Annotated in this window: 19 protein-coding genes; 14 read left to right on the forward strand and 5 right to left on the reverse strand. The window is 39.1% G+C overall.

Translation table 11 applies throughout. The features are described 5' to 3' along the window. Positions 1-7: 7 nt before the first annotated feature. From M3P19_RS05605 to ychF, 4 genes are all read right to left on the reverse strand, one after another. On the reverse strand, positions 8-1,867 hold the full coding sequence (locus tag M3P19_RS05605) for a DNA topoisomerase IV subunit B (RefSeq protein ID WP_249656650.1): 1,860 nt from the start codon (positions 1,865-1,867) through the stop codon (positions 8-10). A 134-nt stretch (positions 1,868-2,001) separates the two neighbouring features. Next, a complete protein-coding gene (locus M3P19_RS05610; RefSeq protein ID WP_249656651.1) occupies positions 2,002-3,597 on the reverse strand; it encodes a fibronectin type III domain-containing protein in 1,596 nt (531 codons plus the stop codon). A 262-nt stretch (positions 3,598-3,859) separates the two neighbouring features. Beyond that, positions 3,860-4,978, reverse strand: a complete 1,119-nt coding sequence (locus M3P19_RS05615; protein WP_249656652.1) for an IPT/TIG domain-containing protein — start codon at positions 4,976-4,978, stop codon at positions 3,860-3,862. 135 nt (positions 4,979-5,113) lie between these two features. Further along, entirely contained in the window at positions 5,114-6,208 is a 1,095-nt protein-coding gene (ychF, locus tag M3P19_RS05620) for a redox-regulated ATPase YchF (protein WP_249656653.1), read from the reverse strand. Between the two features lie 250 nt (positions 6,209-6,458). Here ychF and speB point away from each other — a divergent pair, with 250 nt between their 5' ends. Beyond that, positions 6,459-7,307, forward strand: a complete 849-nt coding sequence (speB, locus tag M3P19_RS05625) for an agmatinase (RefSeq protein ID WP_249656654.1) — start codon at positions 6,459-6,461, stop codon at positions 7,305-7,307. On the opposite strand, the gene M3P19_RS05630 is transcribed toward speB, so the two are convergent. Beyond that, on the reverse strand, positions 7,288-7,641 hold the full coding sequence (locus tag M3P19_RS05630) for a 4Fe-4S dicluster domain-containing protein (RefSeq protein ID WP_249656655.1): 354 nt from the start codon (positions 7,639-7,641) through the stop codon (positions 7,288-7,290). The genes speB and M3P19_RS05630 overlap by 20 nt on opposite strands. Before the next feature lie 87 nt (positions 7,642-7,728). Between M3P19_RS05630 and M3P19_RS05635 the strand changes: the two genes are divergently transcribed. The 13 genes from M3P19_RS05635 to M3P19_RS05695 all read left to right on the forward strand — a co-directional run bounded on the left by M3P19_RS05635 (position 7,729) and on the right by M3P19_RS05695 (position 20,098). Continuing rightward, positions 7,729-8,754 carry a uroporphyrinogen-III synthase gene (locus M3P19_RS05635; RefSeq protein WP_417953466.1) on the forward strand — a complete coding sequence of 342 codons (1,026 nt, stop codon included), beginning with the start codon at positions 7,729-7,731 and terminating at the stop codon, positions 8,752-8,754. Positions 8,755-8,859: 105 nt separating this feature from the next. After that, positions 8,860-9,924, forward strand: a complete 1,065-nt coding sequence (serC, locus tag M3P19_RS05640) for a 3-phosphoserine/phosphohydroxythreonine transaminase (protein WP_249656657.1) — start codon at positions 8,860-8,862, stop codon at positions 9,922-9,924. A 26-nt stretch (positions 9,925-9,950) separates the two neighbouring features. After that, complete coding sequence (locus M3P19_RS05645) at positions 9,951-10,904, forward strand: D-2-hydroxyacid dehydrogenase (protein WP_249656658.1); 954 nt, start codon at positions 9,951-9,953, stop codon at positions 10,902-10,904. A 75-nt stretch (positions 10,905-10,979) separates the two neighbouring features. Then, positions 10,980-11,621, forward strand: coding sequence for a DUF937 domain-containing protein (locus M3P19_RS05650; RefSeq protein ID WP_249656659.1), 642 nt, complete (start codon positions 10,980-10,982; stop codon positions 11,619-11,621). Between the two features lie 67 nt (positions 11,622-11,688). After that, complete coding sequence (locus M3P19_RS05655; protein WP_249656660.1) at positions 11,689-12,147, forward strand: DUF6146 family protein; 459 nt, start codon at positions 11,689-11,691, stop codon at positions 12,145-12,147. A 30-nt stretch (positions 12,148-12,177) separates the two neighbouring features. After that, complete coding sequence (locus M3P19_RS05660; RefSeq protein ID WP_249656661.1) at positions 12,178-12,693, forward strand: DUF6787 family protein; 516 nt, start codon at positions 12,178-12,180, stop codon at positions 12,691-12,693. A 55-nt stretch (positions 12,694-12,748) separates the two neighbouring features. Then, a complete protein-coding gene (locus M3P19_RS05665; protein ID WP_249656662.1) occupies positions 12,749-13,045 on the forward strand; it encodes a hypothetical protein in 297 nt (98 codons plus the stop codon). A 73-nt stretch (positions 13,046-13,118) separates the two neighbouring features. Next, a complete protein-coding gene (locus tag M3P19_RS05670; protein WP_249656663.1) occupies positions 13,119-15,518 on the forward strand; it encodes a TonB-dependent receptor in 2,400 nt (799 codons plus the stop codon). A 12-nt stretch (positions 15,519-15,530) separates the two neighbouring features. Further along, complete coding sequence (locus M3P19_RS05675; RefSeq protein WP_249656664.1) at positions 15,531-16,085, forward strand: type 1 periplasmic binding fold superfamily protein; 555 nt, start codon at positions 15,531-15,533, stop codon at positions 16,083-16,085. Between the two features lie 26 nt (positions 16,086-16,111). Next, on the forward strand, positions 16,112-16,441 hold the full coding sequence (locus tag M3P19_RS05680; protein WP_249656665.1) for a hypothetical protein: 330 nt from the start codon (positions 16,112-16,114) through the stop codon (positions 16,439-16,441). Between the two features lie 107 nt (positions 16,442-16,548). Further along, positions 16,549-17,265 (forward strand): ABC transporter ATP-binding protein, encoded by a 717-nt coding sequence (locus M3P19_RS05685; RefSeq protein ID WP_249656666.1) that lies wholly within the window; start codon positions 16,549-16,551, stop codon positions 17,263-17,265. Continuing rightward, complete coding sequence (locus M3P19_RS05690) at positions 17,262-18,668, forward strand: ABC transporter permease (RefSeq protein WP_249656667.1); 1,407 nt, start codon at positions 17,262-17,264, stop codon at positions 18,666-18,668. The genes M3P19_RS05685 and M3P19_RS05690 overlap by 4 nt, the downstream gene beginning before the upstream one ends. A 2-nt stretch (positions 18,669-18,670) precedes the next feature. Further along, positions 18,671-20,098 (forward strand): DUF3526 domain-containing protein, encoded by a 1,428-nt coding sequence (locus tag M3P19_RS05695; RefSeq protein ID WP_249656668.1) that lies wholly within the window; start codon positions 18,671-18,673, stop codon positions 20,096-20,098. The last annotated feature ends 1 nt before the right edge of the window (position 20,099 follow it).

Genomic DNA, 20,099 nt, shown 5'->3' on the forward strand with positions numbered 1-20,099 from the left:
ATCTGGTTTATAGTTGGTTTTCTTCTATTAAATCAAGCTCCACTTTAAGGTTTTTGATGATGAATTCCTGCCGGTCCGGGGTATTCTTGCCCATATAGAACTTCAGAAGTGTATCTATACTCATTGCCTTATCCAACATTACAGGTTCCAGTCGAATATCATCTCCAATAAAGTGTTGGAATTCATCTGGTGAAATTTCCCCTAACCCTTTGAAACGTGTAATCTCTGGTTTGCCTGTTAATTTTTGGATGGCATTTCTCCTTTCCTCTTCACTGTAGCAATAGATAGTTTCTTTTTTATTTCGTACTCTAAACAAAGGTGTTTGTAAAATATATAGGTGGTTTTCTTTAATTAATTCAGGGAAAAATTGCAAAAAGAATGTAATCAGCAACAAACGAATATGCATTCCATCAACATCAGCATCCGTTGCGATTACAATATTGTTGTAACGCAAATCCTCCATGGATTCTTCGATATTCAGTGCTGCTTGTAGAAGATTAAATTCCTCATTTTCGTATACAATCTTCTTGGACATTCCATAGGAGTTCAGAGGTTTTCCCCTAAGGCTAAAAACTGCTTGTGTATTTACATCCCTTGATTTGGTAATAGATCCAGATGCTGAATCTCCTTCTGTGATAAAAAGGGTTGACTCCAGTCTACGGTCCTTTTTCATATCCTGCAAATGTACCCTGCAATCTCTAAGTTTTTTGTTATGCAAACTGGCCTTTTTTGCCCTATCCCTCGCAAGTTTCCGAATTCCGGAAAGTTCTTTGCGTTCTTTTTCTGCCTGAACGATTTTCCGTTGCAAGGCCTCCGCGGTCTGCTGATTTTTATGCAAGAAATTATCCAAATACTTACCTATAAAATCATTGATGTAGGTACGTACTGTTGGAAGGTTCCCGCCCATGTCTGTAGAGCCCAATTTGGTCTTTGTCTGACTCTCAAAAACAGGTTCCATGACCTTAATGGAAACTGCGGATATTATGGATTTCCGAATATCTGAAGCATCGTAATTCTTTCCGTAGAAATCACGAACCGTTTTTACAATGGCTTCCCTAAATGCTGCTTGGTGTGTTCCTCCTTGGGTGGTATGTTGGCCATTTACAAAAGAATGATATTCTTCGCTATATTGTGTTTTACTATGTGTGATAGCCACCTCAATGTCATTCCCTTTTAGGTGAATGATAGGATAAAGAAAATCTTCTTGATTATTGTTATCTTCCAGTAAGTCCTTCAAACCGTTTTCCGAATGGAATTTCTCTCCATTGAAAACAATGGTAAGACCAGGATTTAGGTATACATAGTTTTTGAGCATGCGTTCTACATACTCATTGCGGTATTTATACTTTTTAAAAATGGTTTCATCGGGCACGAAACTTACTTTGGTTCCTCTTCGCCTTGAAGTTTCTTCCAACATTTCCTCATTGACCAAGTTCCCCGCTTCAAATTCCGCAGTCTTGGATTTTCCATCTCTAGTAGATTCTACCTTAAAGGATGTAGAAAGTGCGTTTACGGCCTTGGTACCTACCCCGTTCAATCCAACTGACTTCTTAAAGGCACGAGTATCATACTTACCCCCGGTGTTCATCTTGGACACTACATCCACGACTTTACCCAATGGAATTCCACGACCATAATCACGGACATGTACCGTATTTTCCTTGATATTGATTTCGATGGTTTTCCCTGCCCCCATTACAAATTCATCGATACAGTTATCGATGACTTCTTTTAACAGAATATAGATACCATCATCTGCGGAAGAACCGTCACCCAATTTTCCAATATACATACCAGGGCGCATTCGGATATGCTCCTTCCAGTCCAGTGAGCGGATATTATCCTCTGTATATTGGGTTTGTGCCATATGATAGGGGTTAATCCTTGCTAATATAAAATTTAGGTACAAAAATTAAAGGAAAGCGGACAGAAAGTAATCAACAAGGGGTGTTAATAGGGTTCTGCAATAAAGTAATGGAAAAATTTTGCCGAGCATATAAACTAATCCGAACAGATGCCGTTAGCGATATCTTCACATGTTGGGTTATGTTTATTGCCTTCAATTGTACAAGTTTCTACTAAGTTTTCATTAAAGACATTAACAAGTGAGCAAAAGTTTGTCAGCATTTGGTTCCCTCTTATTTCAACATCCCCTGTTATTGTAGAAATGTTCTGAAAATTGGATAAGTCCTCAACCAAATAGTTGCTATTAAAAATAAATGAACCGTTGATTTTATTAAGATTCATAAATGCCTCCAATTTATTTAATCCAAAATTTGTGCGGATATTTAGTGATCCGGTAATTTCTATTAAAGAATTAAAGGCATTAATTTCCATCAGATTACTATTGAAAACAATAAGGATATCTTTTAATTGAGTGATGTTTTCGAATCCTAATACTGTTTCAAGTTGTGGATTGCCCGTTATAAACACCCCTTCAATTTGGTTCAAGTCTGGAAAATTCGAAAGTACAAAGAATGAGTCATTATTTTGTATAATCAAATGTCTACAAACTTCAAGTTTTGCAAATCCATTGAACGATTCCAATTTGTCGTTGTTTTCAATGGTTAAATTATCATCCATGGAAACTAAATTGGCAAATCCATTTAAGGAAATCAAAGAGCTATTGTTAATAATTCTAATTTCTCCTTTAAGGTATTCATTGTCAGAAGACATATGCTCCAAACCATTAAAACCATCAATAGTTAGCAATGATGAATTGGCATCGATAATTATAAGACGAACTGTTTTCACCTTATTGAAACCGCTAATATTTTCTAATGATCCGTTAAATCCAATGGCAATTTGACCATTGACTTTTTCTAGCGCTGTTAAAAAATCAACATCTTCTAATGAGGTATTAGCTCCTATCCCTACATGACCCACGTCAGTTAATTTAGGGAAGTTCTCTACTCGCTTTAGATTGTCGTTATAATCAAAACCTATCAAGCCTCCAATCATTTCCAAATTATCAAAACCGCCTACATCTGTCAATAACGGAATTCTATTTATAATCAAATCCCCACCAACGGTATTTAGGTTTTTTAATCCTGTAATTTTTTCTAAATTATATAAATGAATAAAGCGTAGGTTTCCATCAACTGAAATCAACGATTCCATACTGGATAAATCAACGATTCCTTCGGAAGTTGGGGAGGTTGCATCAGAGACAATTAATGTTCCTTTTACTCGCGTATACTTTTGAGCACCAAACTCATCAACTTCCTTTTGTGTTGATAAGATAACATCTCCCTCGAATACTTTTTGTTCAGTAACTATGTTTAAGGTGATAAACTGTTGCTGATTACCATATGTCGTCCCTTGACTATTCGTAGCAAAAGCTCTAACATAATACGTTTTATTGGGCTCCAGGTTTTGAATTTCTGTTGAAAACAATCCTGTTCCAACCGGTACTTCTATAGTGTTATCAGATACTTCAGGATTAGGTTCCAAGGACCAAACGAATCCCCTTTTCAAAATAGCACCACCTCCATCTGAACTTATATTCCCTGTAGCTGTAACTGAATTTTCAGAAATATCTGCAACTGAAGACGTAGAAACTGTAGGTAACACTATCACTGGGGTTGGATCTTGCAACGGGTCTGTTTCGGAAGAGCATGATAGAACAAAAAGACAAAGTATGAGGCTATAAAATCTCGACATCGTATCAAATTAATAAGTGGCGAAATTAGAATTTCATGATGTTATACCAAGAAATTCATCGACAAATTGAAGTATTTTTCGATGTTTTTTGTAGCAAAAAAATACTACAACTGATAATCAATGACTTAGATTTTTAAAACAAAAAACGACCCAATTTTTGGGTCGTTAATTTTTACAAGATTTGTTGATAATATATTTATTTTTTCTGTACAAGTATCTTTAATTCTACATACTTATAATCATCTGCTCCATTCACTTCAACCACCTCAATATATCCTTTAACACCAGCCGCATTTATAAAACTATAAACTTTATCCCCGGCAATTGAAATTTTGGTTAGTCCAGTTCCTCCGCTATGATCCACATTGAATTCCAAGTCATCAGGCGTTACTAATTCTAAATCCAAATCAGGGTCTTCTTCCTTAAAGGTTGTTTCCGTGGCATTAATACCAAGATCATTATCAAAACCTAGAGCAACACGAAGCTTTGGAGAGATAAAATTCGGGTAGACATTCCCAGCTTGGGCATTGTCGTTATCTAATACCCCAAACGATATATCCACCTGTTGTTGTTCTTCCGCAGAAGGGCCTTCGAACAAATTATTTACATAGGTGGTTTGAAGGGTTGAATTGTAGAAACTACTGGATTCATTATCCGCTAAATTATAGAGGTAAACTGTTTGGATTTCATTTAATTGACTTATTTCAATTACTTCAAAATCGTCCTCACTTGCCCAAGTTTCACCATCCACTGTTACACTTAACTTTGAAGTTATAGCATTTTCTGGAACGATAACTTTTAATTCCTTTTCATTGGATTTTAAAACTTTGGCTTGAACTTCACCGAACATTACGGTGTTTTCTGAAGGTTCCTCGCTAAAGTTTGTACCTTCGATTGTTACTCCTGAACCGATTGGACCTTTTTCAGGATGAAACAATGAAATCGAAGGGCCATTGTAAATCAAATTGAATGTATTGATACTTTTAACAGTGGTGCCCTTAACTGTCACACTGATTTTAGCACTGGTTGCACCTTTTGGGACCTCAACTTTTAGTTGATTGGTTGATGCACTTTTGACATCCGCTTCAGCTTCGCCAAATTTCACTGAATTTCCCGTCTCACTTGAACTGAAGTTTTCTCCATTAATAGTTACAATGGCTCCTACTTCCGCGGAAGGTGGATAAAATTCATTGATTTTAGTGTAGACCTCAGTTGCCGATTCATCTTCGGAACAAGCTGCAAAAAACAAGATTGCAACTACTGGCAAAACTGCGCTAATCGTTTTTCTTAATCTGGGGTAATTTGAAAATTTCATTTTGGACATTTTATATTCAGTCCAAAACTCAATCAATTAAATAGTAAGCGGAGTACTCAATTTATGGATGCAGCATTTCAATTGACGAATACCTAATTTGAATTGATATGGTTTTCTAAAAACCAAAAAAAAGACTTAAACGTTGAATCTAAAATGCATAACATCGCCATCCTTAACGATGTATTCTTTACCTTCCACACGCATTTTACCGGCTTCTTTTACTTTAGATTCACTACCGTAATCAACGTAATCAGCATACGAAATAACTTCAGCCCGTATAAATCCTTTTTCAAAATCGGTATGGATCACCCCGGCAGCTTGAGGGGCTGTGGCGCCAATGGGTATGGTCCAGGCACGTACTTCTTTTTGCCCAGCAGTGAAGTAAGTTTCTAAATTCAACAATTTGTAGGCACCACGAATTAGTTTTGCGGAACCTGGTTCAGATAACCCAAGGTCTTCCAAGAACATTTGGCGTTCTTCGTAAGTCTCCAGTTCTGTTATGTCCGCTTCGGTACCAACTGCAAGAAAAATAACTTCAGCTTGTTCATTGGCCACTGCAGCCTTTACCTTCTCTGCATAGGCATTTCCTTCAACCGCAGCACCTTCATCCACATTGCAGACATATAGCACAGGTTTGTCGGTAATCAATTGTAATGGCTTCACATACTCCCAGTGATCATCTTCAGCAATATCCACTGCACGAACAGATGTTCCAGCTTCCAAAGCATCTTTTAACTGATGAAGTACATCAGCTTCTTTCTGTGCCTCTTTATTTCCCGTCTTTGCAGCACGTTTGACTTTATCCAGCTTTTTTTCTACACTTTCCAAGTCGCGTAGTTGTAATTCCATATCAATGGTTTCCTTATCCCGTATTGGATCAACCGAACCATCAACATGAACAATATTATCATTGTCAAAACAACGAAGAACATGCAGAATCGCATCTGTTTCACGGATATTACCCAAAAACTGATTGCCTAAACCTTCGCCCTTGCTAGCTCCTTTTACCAGCCCGGCAATGTCCACAATCTCAACCGTAGCGGGAATCACTTTTTCTGGATCTACCAGCTCCTCCAATTTTTCCAATCTTGGGTCAGGTACATTCACCACGCCAATATTAGGCTCAATGGTACAAAAAGGAAAATTGGCACTCTGGGCCTTTGCATTGGACAAACAGTTGAACAAGGTCGATTTTCCAACATTAGGTAGTCCTACGATTCCAGCTTTCATTTAGAAATTAGTTTCAATTTATAATTCGGGTATCAAACGCTTTTCTGCTACTATGCATTAAGAGCGTGCAAATATACATCGAAGTTTTAGATGGGCTAGGTTAATATCCATTGATTAGAAGATACCCGCCTATAACGAAAACGGCAAGGATTGCCAATATGGCCAGAAAGGAAAGCAAACATCCAAATTGTTTCCAAAAACCACTATATTCTTTTTCCTTTTCCATGGGTGTACAAATATTGTGCAGCAAATGTATGAAGATTTAAATCTTGCATTTGAACAGACATTGGGTTTACTTTGGGAAATGACAAAAATTACACTTCAGGGCATTTTATTCGATGAAAAATCCTCTTATTTGAGAGGGCCTGCACTTGCCCCAGCATTGATTCGTAAAGCCTACCATAGCAACTCCGCCAACTATTATGCTGAAGATGGCACCGAAATACTACCTGACTTATTTGAAGACAAAGGGGACTATAAAATAGATTCCTATTTTGATATTACCGATATCACAAAAAGCAATTTGGCTTTAGAAAATCCGATATTGACCATTGGTGGTGATCATTCTATAACATATCCAGTGATCAAAGCCATCCACTCAAGGTTTGGTAAATTAGATATCCTGCATATAGATGCGCATGGTGATTTGTATTCCAATTTTGAGGGGGATCCGTATTCCCATGCCTGTCCTTTCTATAATATTATGAAAGATGGACTAGCAGAAAACCTTTATCAGGTTGGTATTCGCACCCTGAACAAGGAACAACGAAGCAATGCGAAAAAATTTGGCGTTCATATAAATGAAATGAAGGATTTCCAATCCTTTAAAATGCCCGAATTCAGAAACCCGCTATATCTTTCCTTGGATATGGATGCTCTAGATCCGGCATTTGCTCCAGGGGTATCACATCATGAGCCAGGTGGATTAACCACACGCGAGGTAATACGAATCATTCAAAACATCAATGTTCCGCTTATTGGGGCAGATATTGTAGAATATAATCCAGAACGGGATATAAATGGTATGACCGCAATGGTAAGTGCTAAACTATTTAGGGAGATAATTTCAAAAATGTTGGCTAACCATCAGGGTGCATAAATCGCTGTTTGCCCAATAAGTCATCTTCACTTTCAACCCTATCATCATCGGGTACGCAGCAATCTACGGGACATACCGCGGCACACTGTGGCTCCTCATGAAAGCCCATGCATTCGGTACATTTATCAGGAGCTATATAGTAGATTTCATCGCTAATAGGGTCTTGAACATCATCAGCGTTTACCGCTTTGCCATCAGGCAGGACAATATCACCCGCAAGCGAGGTACCATCACTGTAACGCCATTCATCCGCTCCTTCATAAATAGCTGTATTTGGGCATTCTGGCTCACAAGCGCCACAATTGATACATTCATCGGTTATGATAATAGCCATAATTTTCTTTTTCAGATGTGCTGATATTGATTCAGCATGCTTACTTTTGGGCAAAAATAAACCCTACCAATTTAGTGTACAAATATAATGATGGCGTATAACGCAATAGTGCAAGCTTTTGTTAAACTTGGTGGTTATCTCCAAGATTTTTGTGAAAACGGCAATCCGGAACTTCAGGAACAGTTATTGCGAGCTGAACAACAAAACTCATGGTTTGCACAGGATAATTTACATTTCTGTTTAAAGCATTGGGCCACTCAATTAACTGCGGACAATCTCAACAGTTGGCTGGAGCCTTATGCCATAAGTCAGAATGACAATGCCAAGAATATTGGTGTTGTTATGGCAGGAAATATTCCGTTAGTGGGATTCCACGACTTTATCTGCGCGCTATGTGCCGGACATAAAATCCAAGCCAAACTATCGTCCAACGATACAGTACTACTACCCTACTTGACCACTAAATTGATTGAGTTTGAACCATCCTTAAAAAATCAAATCCAATTTGTAGATGGGAAAATGGAAGGATTTGATGCCGTTATCGCCACGGGAAGCAATAATACAAGTCGATATTTTGAATATTACTTCGGAAAGAAGCCGAACATTATCAGAAAAAACCGGAATGCAATCGCTGTTTTAACTGGTAAGGAAACGGCTGAGGAGTTGTTTTCACTTGGCAATGACATTTTTAGGTATTTTGGCCTTGGATGTCGCAATGTATCTAAGCTATATGTACCGGAAGACTATAATTTTGACGTTTTCTTTACTGCGATTTTTGATCATAAGGACATTGTAAATCAACATAAATACGCCAACAACTACGATTACAACAAGACCGTTTACTTGATGAGTGAGTTTAAGATACTGGATAATGGCTTTTTGATTCTCAAGGAAGATGAAAGTTTTGCATCTCCAATAGCTTCCTTGTTTTTTGAGCGTTATTCAGATTTGGATGCTTTAAAATCGAATGTTACAGAAAAACAAGACGAAATCCAGTGTATAGTTTCCAAAGATTTTGATCCTAATGAGGTACCATTTGGCCAAACCCAATTACCCAACTTAAAGGATTATGCAGATGGAGTGGACACTATGGATTTCTTACTACAACTTTGAGTTCTTGATTCTTCGCATAGATCCAAGATTTTTTTAGACCTTTGCGGCTAAATTTATTGTATCCGCATTCGAATTATTAGTCAACCTATCCTCAAATACACGTAAATGAAAAAACACAATTTTAGCGCCGGTCCATGTATTTTACCTCAAGAAGTAATGCAAAAAGCTGCAGAAGCGGTAATTGAATTGGATGGCATTGGACTCTCGCTGATCGAAATATCACACCGTAGCAAGGAATTTGTTGCCATTATGGAGAAGGCTAGATCTCTAGCACTTGAGTTATTGGGATTGGAGGGTAAAGGTTATCAAGCTCTATTTTTACAAGGTGGAGCAAGTTCTCAATTTTTGATGACAGCTTATAACCTTTTGGAAAAAAAGGCTGGCTATGTCAACACTGGAACTTGGAGTTTAAAAGCCATCAAAGAAGCACGTTTGTTTGGAGATATTGTTGAAGTCGCTTCTTCCCAAGACCAAAACTTCAATTATATTCCAAAAGGATATGATATTCCATCCGATTTGGATTACTTGCACCTTACTTCCAACAACACCATTTTTGGTACACAAATCAAGGAGTTTCCAACTACGGATGTTCCGTTGGTTTGTGACATGAGTTCCGATATATTTTCACGCCAAATGGATTTCTCCAAATTTGATTTGATTTATGCTGGCGCCCAAAAAAATATGGGTCCTGCGGGAACAACATTGGTTGTGGTCAAGGAGGACATTCTGGGTAAAGTATCCCGTAAAATCCCATCCATGCTTGATTATGCTGTGCATGCAGCTAAGGATAGTATGTTCAATACACCTCCAGTTTTTCCGGTATACGTTTCCATGCTTACCATGCAATGGTTGAAGGAACTTGGTGGGATAGAAGCAATTGAGGAAATCAACGAACGTAAGGCCAATCTTATCTATTCAGAGATAGAGCTTAACCCAGTTTTTTCTGGTTTTGCTGCTAAAGAAGACCGTTCCAACATGAATGCAACCTTTAACATAACGGATGAAACCCTTAAGGAACTTTTTGATGAAAAATGCAAAGAAGCAGGTATTAGCGGTATCAATGGACATCGTTCTGTAGGGGGGTATCGTGCTTCCATGTACAACGCCATGTCTTTGGAAAGCGTTGGGGTTTTGGTCGATATAATGAGTGAATTGGAAAAGAAGGGTTAATCGCAAATCAGAAGCGTAGAAAATCTATGAAAACAATATTGGCCAATGATGGCTTATCACAAGCTGGAATCGAACTTTTAGAGAAATCGGGTTTTAAGGTATTGACTACAAAAGTTGCCCAAGAGCAACTTACAAAGTTCATTAATGAAAATAAGATAAGTGCTTTATTGGTGAGAAGTGCCACACAAGTAGACAAAATAGTAATTGACGAATGTCCTGATTTAGAGCTTATTGGACGCGGTGGCGTAGGAATGGATAATATTGATGTTGCGCACGCAAAATCAAAAGGCATTCATGTTATCAATACACCTGCAGCTTCTTCAGCATCAGTAGCTGAATTGGTTTTTGCACATTTGTTCAGCGGCGTTAGGTTTCTTCATGATGCCAACAGGAATATGCCATTGGATGGGGATAGCAAGTTCAAACAATTGAAGAAAAGCTACGGCAATGGATTGGAACTACGGGGAAAAACATTGGGCATTATTGGATTTGGACGCATTGGTCAGGCAACAGCTAAGTTAGCTTTGGGATTGGGGATGAAAGTAATCTTCAATGATCACCATATAAATGAAGCCGAGATCAATGTATCATTTTTCGATGGTCAATCCTTAACTTTTCCAATTAAAGGGAGGGCCATGGATGAGTTACTCTCACAATCAGACTTCATCACCGTTCATGTTCCAGCTCAGAATGGGTATGTTCTTGGGAAAAAGGAATTTGGGATGATGAAAAAAGGAGCCGGGGTTGTCAATGCTTCCCGCGGTGGAGTTTTGGATGAAGTTGCATTGATTGAAGCATTGGATTCCGGTCAGTTGTCTTTTGCTGGTTTGGATGTATATGAATCCGAACCAAAGCCAGAAATTAGAGTCCTGATGCAACCAAAGATTTCCTTGACACCTCATATTGGAGCAGCTACTATTGAGGCCCAGGGAAGAATTGGCTTGGAATTGGGTCAGCAAATCATTGAATTGATCGGTTAAGAACTTTTTGTTTTAATCTTTCATTCCCGTATCTACATTTTTGTACATTGTAAGTCTAAACTAAACACTATTAACATGTCAGGATTATTAGATTTACTGAACAGCCCAATGGGCAAACAATTAATAAGCGGTGTTGCTGGGCAAACCGGTCAATCCGAAGGCAAAACAGCCGATGTCCTCAGCATGGCCATGCCTTTACTTATGGGTGCAATGAAAAGAAACGCTTCTACGCAATCTGGCGCTGAAGGTTTAATGAATGCGCTATCATCCAAACATGATGGCAGTATTTTGGACGACCTTGGTGGACTATTCGGTGGAGGTGTTGATCAAAGCGTCATGGACGATGGAGCGGGTATTCTAGGACACATTTTAGGCGCCAAGCAACCTCAGGTTGAAAATGCATTGAGCAGTAAATCCGGCATTGATGCAGGTTCTATAGCTCAAATTTTGAAAATTGCCGCGCCTATATTACTTGGATTTTTAGGAAAGCAATCACGTCAACAAAGTGTAGGCAGTCCTGATGCCCTTGGCGGGCTTTTGGGTGGCCTAATGGGCGGCGGTAGCTCTGCTACTAAACAACAATCGCTGATTGAAACATTTTTGGATTCGGATGGTGACGGCAGTGTCATTGATGATTTGGCTGGTATGGTATTGAATAGTGGCGGACAAAAGAAAGGTGGACTTGGTGGACTACTAGGTGGTTTATTCGGAAAATAAAATCTTCTTAACTTTATTTAACAATGCCATTTGGAATCCCAAATGGCATTTTTTGTACCTTATTGCTATGGAAAGGAACATTTTGAAACGTATTGCACTACTACTTATTACTGCAGGAATCATTTTCTCCTGTGGTGCTCAAAAGGAATCATTGGAAATATCTGAGCAGGAAAAAGTAGTGTTCAACTCGGATGACGAGCAACAAGTAGAAATAGCGGATGAAAAAACCGAGTATGAGATAATTATTATTGAACCTGGGTTTTATGTCTGGTTGCAAAGTATTGCCAGACCGGAAGGTTATTATTCGCAGAGTTTTTTAGAAAATAGGAATAGCCTAATGGTAATGAATTGGAACCAACGTGTTCTACAACCTCGACTATATAATCCCAATCTATACGAGCTTCAAATCAATTACGACCCAAACATTGATTACGGCTACGAGGTGAACTATAAATTGTATAATTACTTCATCTTCTTCCAAAGAAAATACAATCAACGGCTAGGCCCCTTTATTCCGAGGATTTAATATGCTATTTTTGCCATCGAAATAATTACGATGGAAAGAATCAAAAATCGATGGGATATTACCAAAAGTTGGCACTATTTGTTTCCAATTCTAGGTGTTGTTCTATTACTTCTTACAGCATATACCCTATCCAGGCGAACCTTACATCTTATTGGTTTTAACAATACGGTTTGGGAGTGGCCATATACATTAGTAACCATTGGGGTTCTTTACTACCTGATGTTGAAGTTCTTTTTATGGTGTTTTAAGAAGCTTTCGAACAAATGGATTGTTGACCAAAGATGGGAAATGATTGCCATTTTTATCGTATTTGCCATTACCGGTAGTTTGGCAGGTAAATTAGCGGGACCACTTACCGACTTTGTTGGTTTAGGAAAGGAATCTGTCAATGGATGGATATACTGGTCTGCTCGTATTTTATTGATCTTTCCTATTTATCAAATCTTTTTGGTGTTTATTGGTTGGCTTTTTGGTCAGTTTCAGTTTTTCTGGTCCTTCGAGAAGAAAATGCTCAAACGCATGGGATTGGGCTTCTTGATCCCTTAGTTTAAGGTTTCATTAACATATAACTACAGTTTTAATTGGTTAGATTTGTGACTTCATGGATAAAACCAGAAAAATCATAGTGTTCTTACTCTTCACTTGCCTAATGCTAGTGAAGGTTTCAGCGCTCCATGTGTATTCGCATCAAGACGATGAAATGGATGCCATTGAACATTGCGACCAATGTGAGATTGCAATGGAAGCCCAGAACGCTGATTTTGAAGTTTTAGCTAATATTGTTGTTTGCGAACCATTACATGTGGCGATTTCTAAACGAATGGTTCTAACTGATTCTGATGCAACAATAGATACATCCACCTACATTCTTTTTTCGAGGCCTCCTCCATCAGCCTAAGTTACCACGGATGTCCCAAATGGACTAGTAAAGAGTCCAAAACTCACGATTACACATTTTAATTTATTTAAAAATGAAAACATGGATTTTCATTTCAATGTTTGCGCTATTGCCTCTAGCTGGTTTTGGGCAAACATGTGAAAGTACTTTAACCGGACGCGTTACAGATTACCATAGCAGAACACCTCTAAAAGATGCTACGCTCTTGCTTATCGGTCCCAACATAGAAGTAAACACCAATGCGAAAGGCGATTACAGTATTTCCAAAATCTGCAATGGTTCTTACCAATTAGAGGTATCTCACCCTGAGTGTAGTACTGTTATAGTAGATATTGTAGTCTCCGGGAATCAAAATTTTGATGTAACGCTTGAGCACCATTTGGAGGAATTGGAAGAAGTCAATGTAGTAGGTCAGACTGTACGGGATAAAACGAATTCTGCTTTAGAGGAACAGCTGAAATTGGAGACAATTGAAACTTACAGTGCCGGTACGCTAGGTGATGCCTTAAAAGAACTTTCTGGTGTTTCGTCCATAAACACAGGAGCCAATATCGTTAAACCCTCAATTCACGGATTAAACGGAAGTAGAGTACTGATATTAAATGACGGGGTTCGCATGCAGGATATGGAATGGGGTGATGAGCATGCACCAAACATCGATATCAACAGTGCGGGAGCAATATCCGTGGTCAAAGGTGCTGCGGCATTGCAATATGGAGGTGATGCCATTGGTGGAACCATAGTAATGGAACAAGCCAGGATTCCTCAAAACGATACCATTTATGGTAAAACCCTGATAAATGGAGTATCAAATGGACGCGGCGGAAACATAACCAGTGAATTGACCAAATCCTTTGGCGAGGGATGGTTTGTAAAAGCACAGGCCTCGTTCAAACGTCTCGGTGACCATGAAGCACCTGACTATATTCTGTCGAACACTGGAGTTCAGGAAATAGGCGCAACGATACAGGGCGGACGTCATCAATTTACATCAGGATGGGACATTCGCTATTCTTATTTCACTTCAGAAATAGCGATTCTTAGAGCTTCCCATATTGGAAATGTCGATGATCTGATTCGAAGCATTAACAATGGGCAACCTGAAGTAATCAGACCATTTACTTACGATTTGCAAAACCCTCGACAAGACGTCACGCACCATTTGGCCAAATTCAAATACTATAAGCGATTTGAAGGCTTGGGAAAATGGAATTTACAATATGACTTTCAAAACAACAGACGCTTCGAGTTTGATGTACGACGCGGTGAACTGGATGGTACAGCTTCCATTGATTTAGAGCTTACAACACATACGTTAAGCACGGATTTTAAATGGGACGCAAAGGAAGATTATCAACTGCATGTTGGTTTAATGGGTCGCTACCAAGAAAACTTCCCGAATCCGGCTACAGGAGTACGTAGATTGATTCCGGACTATGAAAAATTTGATTTTGGCGTATTTGCTTTAGGTGAATACCAACTAAGTGACATGTTGTTACTTGAAGCAGGACTTCGCTATGACTTTAACCGAATTGATGCCCAAAAGTTTTATCAAACCTCCCGCTGGGAAGAACGCGGTTACGACGAAGATTTTCAAGATTTAATCGTTGAGGACAGGGGCACCTCTTTATTAGTGAATCCTGTATTTAATTATCATAATATTTCGGCAACTATTGGGGGTAACTTTCAATTTGAATCAGGAGCGCAACTGAAATTCAATTATGCCCTCGCACAGCGTGCTCCCAACCCATCTGAATTGTTCAGTGATGGACTGCATCATTCAGCGGCTCGAATAGAACTGGGCGATTTGCGTAACGAAAGTGAAACATCCCATAAAATTTCCGCGGCGTTTTCAAAGGATTTTGATCATTGGGGGTTTGCATTCGAACCCTATGCAAATTGGATTCAAAATTTCATCCTTTTAGAACCTACTGGTGTTGAATTTACCATTCGCGGAGCCTTTCCAGTATGGGAATATCGGCAAACGGATGCCCGTTTGTTCGGTTCTGATGTTTCGGCATATGTGAATTGGTCGGATAAATGGAAAACAGACCATCAGTTTTCAATTGTCAAGGGAAAAGACCTTGATGCCAATTCAGCATTGATCAATATTCCAGCCGCAAACACAAGAAATAGCATCAACTATAGCGTTCCGGAATGGAAAAATTTCCAGGTTTCTTTGGAAAGCCAATATGTTTTCAGGCAAAATGAAGTGCCAGACAACATCACGGTTTTTTCCCCAGAGCAACAACAGGATGTGCTATTGGAAATAAATACTGCACCAGACGCATATCACCTACTTGGACTTCACACGCAAATGGAGTTCCCATTAGGCAAAAACAAAACACTGACCACCTCATTGGCAATCAATAATTTATTGGATACCAACTACAGGGAATACCTGAATCGTCAACGCTTTTTCGCCGATGATTTGGGTCGAAACATTTTATTACAACTAAAATTCAATTATTAAATCCTTATTTACATGAAAACAATCAAATTTTTATCAATGGCAGTTCTTGCGGGAAGTATTTTGGCATCTTGCTCAAGTGATGATGAAGCTCCGGAAGAAATCAACGAAGAAGAGACCATAACAACCATGACGGTCACCTTAATACCCGATGGTGGCGGAACTACAATCACCCTGCAGTCACAAGATTTAGATGGTGATGGGCCCAACGCGCCTGAAGTAACCGTATCGGGGGATTTGGCTGCTAGCACAACTTACAATGGTTCAATTGTATTATTGAACGAAACAGAAACTCCAGCGGAAGATATTACTGAAGAAGTTGCTGAAGAAGATGATGAGCATCAGTTCTTCTTTGTTACAACAGGTAATATTGCAAGCGTTACTTATTCTGACGAAGATGGAGATGGAAATCCTGTTGGAATTACGTTTGCTTTGACCACAGGTGATGCCGGTAATGCGACTATCGCAGTAACTTTGCGTCATGAACCGAAAAAGCCAAATGATGGCACATTAGGTGATGCTGGGGGCGAAACAGATATCACACAGACATTTAACCTAACCGTTAATTAACAACGAGTCCAGACAACTCTAAACAAGTGAATAGCAGGATTAAAAATATTGGATATAGTGCGCTAATGGTTGCTGTACTTTTTGTACAGCAGCTCTTTGGTGCATACCATATACTCTATTCACATTTAGATGAATGTGTACATGAAATCAGTGATGGTCAAGCATTGGTTTCTCAAATGGACACACAATGTGATGTTTGTGCCAAATTAAATGGGGCAACAGCACTATTTGAAATTGACCAGTACCTAGATCTACCTACCGACCATTACGCTATAATTCATCAATCAAGCGAGCAACGTCTCATAAATAACCGCTTTGCGACTACGCAACAGAGAGGCCCTCCTATTCTAGTTTAAATAAATTTCCATAGGACCTAATCATCAAGGGGACCGTAAGATGTTTACTCCACAGCTGAACTGTATTGGAGACAGAACTAGTACACGCTAAACCAAATAACGAACACATGATATCAACCGATAATCTCACCATGAAATATGGTGAAACAACAGTATTGGACAAGTTAAACCTTACCATAAAACCGGGCGAATTGTATTGCCTTCTTGGAGCCAATGGAGCAGGTAAAACAACAACCATTAATCTTCTTTTGGGCTTTATAAAGCCTTCTTCGGGCAGTGCCATTATAAATGGACTTGTTGTTGCGGAAAATGTCCACAAATCAAAAAAGAATTTAGCCTATATCCCGGAGAACCTTATGCTCTACCCTAACCTTACGGCGGTAGAGAATTTGGACTACTTTTCAGGTATAGGTGGTAAAAGTTTCAAAAGGCAAGAATTGGAAGCATTTCTTGAAGAGGCTGGATTACAAGCCGATGCTTTTCACAATAGAATTTCAACCTTTTCCAAAGGAATGCGTCAAAAAGTAGGCATAGCATTGGCATTGGCCAAAAATGCCAGCGTTCTACTTCTAGATGAACCTACCTCTGGACTGGACCCAAAGGCCAGTAATGAATTTGGAATTTTGCTTCAAAAATTGAGATCCAATGGGGTGGCCATATTAATGGCAACCCACGACCTATTCAGGGCCAAGGAAATTGCCACGCACATAGGAATTATGAAAAATGGGCAATTAAAACAAGAGTTCGTGGCCAGTGAAATAACCTTATCTGATCTTGAAAATGCCTATTTGTCAACCATGGGTTTTAAAGAAATGGCGGTATGATACGAGGTACATTTCTAAAAGAACTCAAAGAACTAACGCGTGATGGACGTGTTAGAATCAGTTTTATTATTGTGTTGCTGCTATTGTTGGCTGCAACATGGATAAGTAAAAATCAGTACGAACAAACCAATGAACAGCACCATCAAGCAGAAACCTCTGAACGTGATATCTGGGAAGGACAAGGGAGTAAAAACCCCCACTCTGCCGCCCATTATGGCACATATGCCTTCAAACCAAAGTACCCACTTTCTTTGATTGATCATGGTGTGGATAAGTTCACAGGGACTTCAATCTTTTTAGAGGCCCACACTAGAAATGAAGCGCAATTCAGTAAGGCCACCGATCAAACCGGCCTGGCACGTTTCGGTGAGTTGACTCCAGATTTTGTATTGCTTTTCATCATTCCATTGCTTATCGTTTTCCTAGGATATAATGCCTTTACGAAAGAACGAGAAATGGGAACGTTGTTATTATTACGAAGTCAAGGCACCCCTGTTTGGAAGCTTATTCTAGGGAAATGGCTATCTATATTTTTACCGATAGGTGGAACCGTTCTGGTTCTATTTGTAATTACAGGGTTAGTACTTTCTAATTTGAAGGATTTTGGTGTATTCCAATGGGATTCCTTGGGCATGATGTCCTTGGTTTATATGGCCTATTACATCGTATTCATCAATTTAATTCTCTTGGTATCCTCCAAGGTTAAGAAATCAGGAATTTCTTTGGTTATATCTCTTTCAATATGGATTATGGCATGCTTGGTGGTACCCAAGGCGGCGAGCAATATTGCCGAATCAACGCATCCTTATCCAACAAGACAAGAATTTGTAGCCAATATCACCAAAGATCAGCAAAATGGCCTAGATGGGCACGACCCATGGAATAAGCAAGCCCGTGAATTAGAACAACAGGTTTTAAAAGAACATGGTGTGGACAGTTTGGAACAATTGCCATTCAACTTTGATGCGTACAGAATGCAAAAAGGTGAGGAACATACTGCTGAAATCTACTTCAAACATTACAATTACCTCAAAACACAATTTGAAGAACAAACCGGTCTATACCGCAATTTGGCTGTTTTATCACCTTTTCTACCGGCACGTTTTATGAGTATGGCTATTGCCAATACCGATTACGCCACACATTGGGATTTTGCCGATTCTGCTGAAAAGTACCGTGTGGAGTTACAAGCATTTTTAAATGGGGATTTTGCTGAAAACTCTTCTTTTGGTGAATGGTCTTATAGAGCAGATGCTTCCAAATGGAAAGAATTACCTGCCTTTGAATATGATCCTCCTGAGTTGAATGAAACCGTGGGAAGAAATGGTTCCAATCTTATGATACTCAGTGCTTGGGTGCTAATTTCTTTCAGTTTGCTCTTCTTTACAACCAAAAAACTATAGTCATGTACAAGTACAATTTTGCATATGAATTCAAAAGTCTATTTAGAAACGGTTGGATTCAATTGCTCACTATATTATTATTTGCCCTTTTCTGGTTTGCTTTTTCCAACGGACATGAAAAAGTAGCGAAAAGACAAGCTGACATACAAGCTGCATTTGACGAAGTCAAAGAAAGCGATCAGGTAATGCTAAAGTTATTGGATTCCGTAGAAAATGGATTATCAGTTTCGGCATCACCATGGACGATTCCATCAAGACCGATGGCCGTAGGGAATTATCATCCACGTGTTGCCGCCATGGACCCTGGTCAACTGGCATATATTGCCACGGGACAAAGTGATCTTTTTTCACATAATGTTAAACCAACGACTTCAGGAGATGATGCCGCCTTGAACTTTACGGAAATCATTAACCCTGTACAGCAGTTGTTCGGTAGTTTTGATCCATCATTTGTGATTATTTATTTGTTACCGTTGATCATTATAGCATTCACGTACAACGTGCTCTCAGCGGAAAAGGAAAGCGGTACAATTCGCTTATTGGCGTCACAACCGATTTCCATTCATTCTTGGGTTCTGCAAAAAATGGCCATACGCTTATTTTGGGTCACCTTGTTGTTAACGTTGATTCTAGTGCTAGTCTTATTTCTGACCAATACCGCTGGGAATCTTATGGAACTACTTCCAATTTGGGGTATATGTATTGCCTATTCCTTATTTTGGTTTGCGCTTTCATTTGCAATCAACCTTTGGGTGGGAAGTTCTTCTAAAAATGCAATTTCACTCATTGGGCTTTGGCTATTGTTTGTCCTGTTGATTCCTTCGGTTATGAACCAAATGGGAAGCACCTTATATCCAATGCCCTCAAGAACATTGATGGTCAATAAACTTAGAACCATTAAAGCGGAAGCGACTGAAAAACAGGACGAAATTTTAGACAACTTCCTTCGGGACCATCCAGAATATGCCATAAACGACCCCAACCAAGGAAGAAGTTTTTACCACAGATATATGGCTTCGCAACAATTGGTTAGAGAAGAATTAAGACCTGTGGTTATGGAATTTGAAGATCAGCTTCAGAAACAACAGGCGTGGATTTCACAACTAAAATGGGCTTCTCCTTCCATAATGGTACAACAAGAACTAAATGCACTATCTGGTACTTCAACGAAGGATTACGAGAATTTCAGAAAACAAGCAACCGGTTTTGCCAATGTTTGGCGGGAGCATCTTTTACCATTTTTATACAATAATGAACCGTTTTCCAGTGCTGATTATGAAAATTTACCTGCATTTAAATATCAGCCATTGGAATCAAAAGGAACTTCCAAAACCATTGTAATCTTAATGGTCATGGGGATTCTTGTAATAGGTATTGGATATCTCAGAGGATTTGGATTACAGCAAAAGAACAATTTGATTATCCAATAGT

Origin of the sequence: Flagellimonas spongiicola (assembly GCF_023502425.1) — a bacterium.
GTDB lineage: Bacteria > Bacteroidota > Bacteroidia > Flavobacteriales > Flavobacteriaceae > Flagellimonas > Flagellimonas spongiicola.